Origin of the sequence: Megasphaera sp. DJF_B143 (genome assembly GCF_900320625.1) — a bacterium.
Classification (GTDB): domain Bacteria; phylum Bacillota; class Negativicutes; order Veillonellales; family Megasphaeraceae; genus Megasphaera; species Megasphaera hexanoica.
On record NZ_ONTA01000241.1, the window covers coordinates 1 to 5,260 of the forward strand.

Here is a 5,260-nt window from a genome sequence, read left to right on the forward strand (position 1 = left end):
AGAGACGCATTGCCTGTAAGGAAAAATAAAAGGCTGACAATGGCGATAGCGAGTAAGAGACTGCGGGCTTTCATGTAAGACTCCTTTCCAGTGGGCCGTATGTGACAGAAAAAAACTGCCGCACGATGAGGTATGCGGCAGCAGATGGCACAGATTATTCCGTCTGGCGGCGGTTGCGGCTGCGGCGGTATTTCCAGAGACCGACGACGGCAATGACGGCGCAGACGATGCCCATTCCGATGAGCAGCTGATGATTATACTGAATCAGGTCACGCCAATGACTGCCCAGTACGGAGCCGGCCCAGACGAGCAGCAGTGTCCAGGGAATGGTGCCGATAATCGTAAACAGTACGAACCGGCCGAAGGGATAACGGGCGACGCCGGCCGGAAAGGAAATGAATGTCCGTACGCCGGGCAGGCAGCGGCAGATGATGACGGCAATACCACCGTACTTATTGAACATCTTTTCGGCCATATTGAACTTTTTTTCATTGAAGAAGATATATTTGCCGTATTTCAAGAGCAGAGGACGGCCGCCATACGAACCGAGCCAGTAACTCAGAATTGAGCCGGTCACGCCGGCTGCGCAGGCGATGATAAAGGTCGTCCAGAAATCGAAAATATGTTGTGAAATGAGAAATCCCGCAAAACCGAGGACGACTTCGCTGGGAACGGGAATATTGGCATTTTCGGCTACCATGGCCACGAACATGGCTGCATATCCATAGACTTCCATTAATTGCAGCAATGTATCCATAGAATTCATCCAACTCCTTAGGTGAAAAAAGAAAGTATATAACTGACTTATCCTATCATAGCATAGATAGGAGTCTTTGTGCCAGTAGGGGGGCGAAAATTAAGGAATTATTTAAATCCCCGTCAGCGCGTTTTAAAGCAGCCCAGATGGCATAAGGCATATTTGTAGACGAAATATCCGTAGAACAAGGTCAGGCCCAGAGCCAGTATCAATTTGAGCGGGGCGGCAATTGTAAGGGGCAGGAGAAAGTACATGATGTTTTCCAATACCGGTTCGCTCAGATACCAGACGGGGTAGGCCATATGGGACAAGGTGAGCAGCGTCTGCGAACTCTGATCTCCCCAGCGGGCAAAGACAGCAATCAGACCGAGTGTCCCCGAAAGAGACAGGAAGGCGAGGGTGATGACGTGATAATAGGGAAATACATTGTATATAATGGAAAAGCCAATGGCCGCGGCAATCCAGACACTCCCTGGAATGTAACCTCCCTGGATGAACCAGCGGTGTTTGGCTGCGTAGATGCCGAGGAGAAAGTATAAGGCCGCCGTGATAAGCCAGCTCGGCTGAAAGCCCAGACCGGCAAAAAATGCCTGGAAGGCGGAAAGACTTTGCGGTGACAGGCCGAGCAGCCCGAAGTAGACGGCCAGGGCTAAAATGAGATGAACACCAACGAAGAGAATGAGGAAGAGCGGGGATGGAGACGAAATTTCCGTATGGCGAAGGGCCTGATGATTGAGCTTTTTGGCTGCCATGAGCAGCAGGATGAACAGCAGGAGCACTGCCAGAAATCCGTATATTCCCAACGTGAATCCCCGGCCCAGGAAGCGTTGCGTAAGGAAAGTGAAAAATCCCGCACTGTATCCCGTGCTGCGGGCGCTGATCCAGGCTATTTCCGGCATCATGATGATTATAGCAAACAGCAAAGGCCAGCCCAGACGCAGCCAGCGTCCTTTGAAATATGGCTGGAACAGGCGGATCCGCAGATTCGACGCGCTAAAATAGCCGCTGATAAAAAAGAGGACCGGAATGACCAGTGTCATGGCAAATTCATAAAAGAGATAATAAAAAGGGGTGATAGTACCCGGCTGGCCGGCAAAGACGTAATGAGGTGGCATAAACGGAGCCGGCAGGAACGAACCAGCTGCCAGGCAGAGAATACCCAGAAAAATGACAAACGTGCGCAGATTATCGAGATAAAATATATGTTTACCCATCAGGAAGGCTCCTTTCTGTAAACATGGTGTATAAGGAATATAGACATACAGTATAAACGCTGGGCGTAGATTTTCCTTCCGACGTATATTATACTATAACCAATATAAAGAAAAAGTGAAGATTTTGTTTTTTTGATGAATAGGAGTGATGCCCATGATGATTAGTACCAGTGACAGCATCATACGGCTCATCGTGGCTATTATCCTGGGAGGCCTGATCGGGTACGAACGGGAGGCCCGGAGTCAGTCTGCCGGTCTGCGTACTCATATCCTCGTATGCCTCGGCGCCTGCCTGTGCATGATTATTTCTATTAATATCGCCCTCGATTTCTATTCTGTCTATGGCTATACCCGTTCGGATCCCGAACGGATTGCAGCCCAGGTCATTTCTGGTGTAGGGTTTCTCGGAGCCGGCACGATTCTGGCTAATCAGAAGGGACACAGTGTCAAGGGCCTGACAACGGCGGCCAGCATCTGGGGTGTGGCTGCCGTCGGGCTGGTCGTCGGTGCCGGCTATCTGGTGACAGCGGCGGCCGCGACGGTGCTCATATTTATCGTACTTACCGTCTTTGTCCGTCTGGATAAGATGATGCGGAAACGGGGACGCCATTCTTACGTATTGCACCTGATGATGCGCAATACGGTGGGACAGTCCCGCCGCCTGTCGGAATATCTGCAGCACCATCAGCTGGCACTTCTTTCCTTTCGCACTCTTTCTGGAGAAGAAGAGGAAAATGTCGAACTGGAATTGACGGTACACGTAGGAGAAGAACTGAGTCAGAGCGAACTCCTTTCAGACCTTCTGGGAATAAAAGGAATAAAACAGGCCACCGTAACAGAACCAAAAGAACAGAAAGAAAAAGATTGAATTGCATTAAAATATATGTAAACCGGGAATTGCGTGGTATAATAAAAAGGAATCATTGCTTTTTTGCTTTGGAGGGGGTCCTGTTATGTCAACATGTATGGCGGCTGCCAGCCGGGAAGGGAAAAAAATAAATGATGTCGTATTTTCGTCCAGCGCGGCAGCCAAAGAGGCAATAAAAAAATACGGAATTAAAAACGTAGTCAATGCTACCGTAGGTTGTTATGCTGGAGACGATGAAAAAGTAGCCTGTCTTCCTGTCGTCGAAAAAGTATATAAATCACTGCCTATGAGTGATTTTATTACTTATGCACCGCCGGTCGGACTGGCCGATTACCGCAGTGATGTCATCGATGCGACCTTTGAAGACCAGCGGCCCGATGGCTATACGGCTGCCATAGCGACGGCCGGTGGTACCGGGGCCGTTCATATCGCCATTACTAACTATTCGGAAGTAGGTGACCAGGTTCTGACGACGGACTGGCGCTGGTCGGTCTACGACAATCTCTGTGATGAAGTGGGCCGTCATCTTACGACTTTTGCTATGCTCGATGACAGCCATTCCTTCAATATTGATTCTTTTTCTTCGGCTGTAGCAGCCATTCTGCGCCAGCAGGACTCTCTGCTCATCATGCTCAACACGCCGGCCAATAACCCGACAGGATTTGCCCTGTCGGACCGGGACTGGGAAGAAGTGCTCGATGTGTGCCGGTTCCACGAAAAGAATGGAAAACGCATCAGTATCCTCGTCGATATCGCATATATCGCCTATACGGGGGATAAGAACAAAGTCCGTACGTTCATGAAGCAGTTCAGCCATCTGCCGGAACACATCTTCGTCATGTTTGCCTACAGCATGTCTAAAGGATTTACCCTCTACGGCCAGCGGGCAGGCGCTCTCGTAGGCCTGTCTTCCAGCAAGGATGTCATCGATGAATTTCAGGAAGTGGGGAAATATTCGGCCCGTACGGCTTGGTCCAATATCAACCGGGCGGCCATGACCCTGTTATCTATTGTACGCAGAGACCCGGCACTGCTGAAAGAACTGGAAACAGAAGAAAATAACTATTTCCAGAATATCCGCCGCCGTGCAGATATTTTCATGGAAGAAGCCCGGGCCTGCAATCTCGATTTTGTTCCCTATAAGGCGGGATTTTTCATTTCTGTCCCGACGCTGAAATCGGCTCAGGCCTGTGCAAAACTTCAGGAAGACCTCATTTTTGCTGCTCCTCTGGCACGGGGCATCCGCCTCGGTGTCTGCTCCATCCCGGCCTATAAAATGACCGGTGTGGCATCCAAAATCAAAAAAGCACTGGAATCGGTAGACGGATAAGAAAACTCCCATAGGATTCCATACGGAAAAAGAGGCCGCCCCATGAAGCATTTCGCTTCGTGGAGCGGCCTCTTCGTCGTATCAGGAATTACGTTGTAGGAGGTTCTTTTTCATCCATAATGGCTTCGGCTCCGCGGTCTCCCGTACGGATACGGACGGCATCTTCGACGTTGAACACGAAGATTTTGCCATCGCCCGGTTCCCCCGTCTGGCAGATGCGCATGGCCGTTTCGATGACATCATCGACAGGGACTTCGCAGACGACCGTTTCTACTTTAATATGAGGGAGGAGGTTTACCTGGTATTCCTTGCCCCGGTATACTTCGATATGGCCTTTCTGTGTGCCACAGCCATAGACCTGACTGACGGTAATGCCCATGACGCCGATAGCGTTCAGGGCGGCTTTGAGTTCATCCAGCTTGCTCGGACGGGTCACGATGTCTATTTTTGTAATTTTTCTCATATATAATCACTCCTGCATTGGGATATATATCTATTATAGCATCAGCTGCGGGATTGTTTGTTAAGGAGATACATGTAACACGTCTTGGGATCGTCATGCCAATCCCGCAGCTGATGCGGCAAAGACCAGTGCTTGGGTAAGGGTGTGACACTGGCCGTTGCTGTCCATATTATAATGTCTGCTGCGTATAGCCGCGTTCGCCGTGTTCGTTGATATCGAGTCCGACCACTTCTTCATCGGCGTCGACGCGGAAATTCGTGAAGAGGCTGATGATTTTATAGAGTATAATGGATCCGATAATAGCCAGCGCGTACGCAACGACTGTCGAAATAATCTGTGCCATCAGAAGATGAGCATCGCCGTAGAAAAGGCCATTGGCACCGTCGGGGTTGACTTCAACTGTAGCCCAGAGGCCAGTTGCGATGGAACCCCACGTACCGCCGATACCGTGGATGCCAAAGGCGTCGAGAGCGTCGTCATAGCCCAGACGGTTCTTGCAGACGGCAACGGCCAGATAGCAGATGATGCCGCTGATGGCACCGATATAGAGAGCCGGAAGGGGGGCGACGAAGCCGGCAGCCGGCGTAATGGCTACGAGACCGGCGATGCAGCCCGATGCGGCTCCCAG

The 5,260-nt window shown here is 50.6% G+C and carries 5 protein-coding genes and 1 pseudogene; 2 read left to right on the forward strand and 4 right to left on the reverse strand.

The features are described 5' to 3' along the window. Positions 1 to 154: 154 nt before the first annotated feature. The gene (locus DBO31_RS07135) at positions 155 to 757 is read right to left on the reverse strand and encodes a DedA family protein (RefSeq protein WP_075582452.1); all 603 of its coding nucleotides are present in this window, start codon (positions 755 to 757) and stop codon (positions 155 to 157) included. Between the two features lie 122 nt (positions 758 to 879). Continuing rightward, a complete protein-coding gene (locus DBO31_RS07140; RefSeq protein ID WP_150824802.1) occupies positions 880 to 1,971 on the reverse strand; it encodes an acyltransferase family protein in 1,092 nt (363 codons plus the stop codon). Between the two features lie 154 nt (positions 1,972 to 2,125). On the opposite strand from DBO31_RS07140, the gene DBO31_RS07145 reads away from it, so the two are divergent. Together DBO31_RS07145 and DBO31_RS07150 are read left to right on the forward strand one after the other, a co-directional pair. Beyond that, positions 2,126 to 2,839, forward strand: a complete 714-nt coding sequence (locus DBO31_RS07145) for an MgtC/SapB family protein (protein WP_234995429.1) — start codon at positions 2,126 to 2,128, stop codon at positions 2,837 to 2,839. 85 nt (positions 2,840 to 2,924) lie between these two features. Beyond that, positions 2,925 to 4,169: a pyridoxal phosphate-dependent aminotransferase gene (locus tag DBO31_RS07150; RefSeq protein WP_113856371.1), complete on the forward strand. Its 1,245-nt coding sequence runs from the start codon at positions 2,925 to 2,927 to the stop codon at positions 4,167 to 4,169. 88 nt (positions 4,170 to 4,257) lie between these two features. Here the strand turns inward: DBO31_RS07150 and DBO31_RS07155 are convergent, their stop codons facing one another. Continuing rightward, a complete protein-coding gene (locus tag DBO31_RS07155) occupies positions 4,258 to 4,632 on the reverse strand; it encodes a P-II family nitrogen regulator (protein ID WP_059076561.1) in 375 nt (124 codons plus the stop codon). Positions 4,633 to 4,801: 169 nt separating this feature from the next. Then, positions 4,802 to 5,260: pseudogene (locus DBO31_RS07160) on the reverse strand (ammonium transporter); the annotation flags it as partial.

Bases quoted from the DNA above. Each gene is read 5' to 3' on its own strand.
- DBO31_RS07135 (WP_075582452.1), bottom strand. From the start codon at position 757: ATGGATACATTGCTGCAATTAATGGAAGTCTATGGATATGCAGCCATG.
- DBO31_RS07145 (WP_234995429.1), top strand. From the start codon at position 2,126: ATGATGATTAGTACCAGTGACAGCATCATACGGCTCATCGTGGCTATT.
- DBO31_RS07140 (WP_150824802.1), bottom strand. From the start codon at position 1,971: ATGGGTAAACATATATTTTATCTCGATAATCTGCGCACGTTTGTCATT.
- DBO31_RS07155 (WP_059076561.1), bottom strand. From the start codon at position 4,632: ATGAGAAAAATTACAAAAATAGACATCGTGACCCGTCCGAGCAAGCTG.
- DBO31_RS07150 (WP_113856371.1), top strand. From the start codon at position 2,925: ATGTCAACATGTATGGCGGCTGCCAGCCGGGAAGGGAAAAAAATAAAT.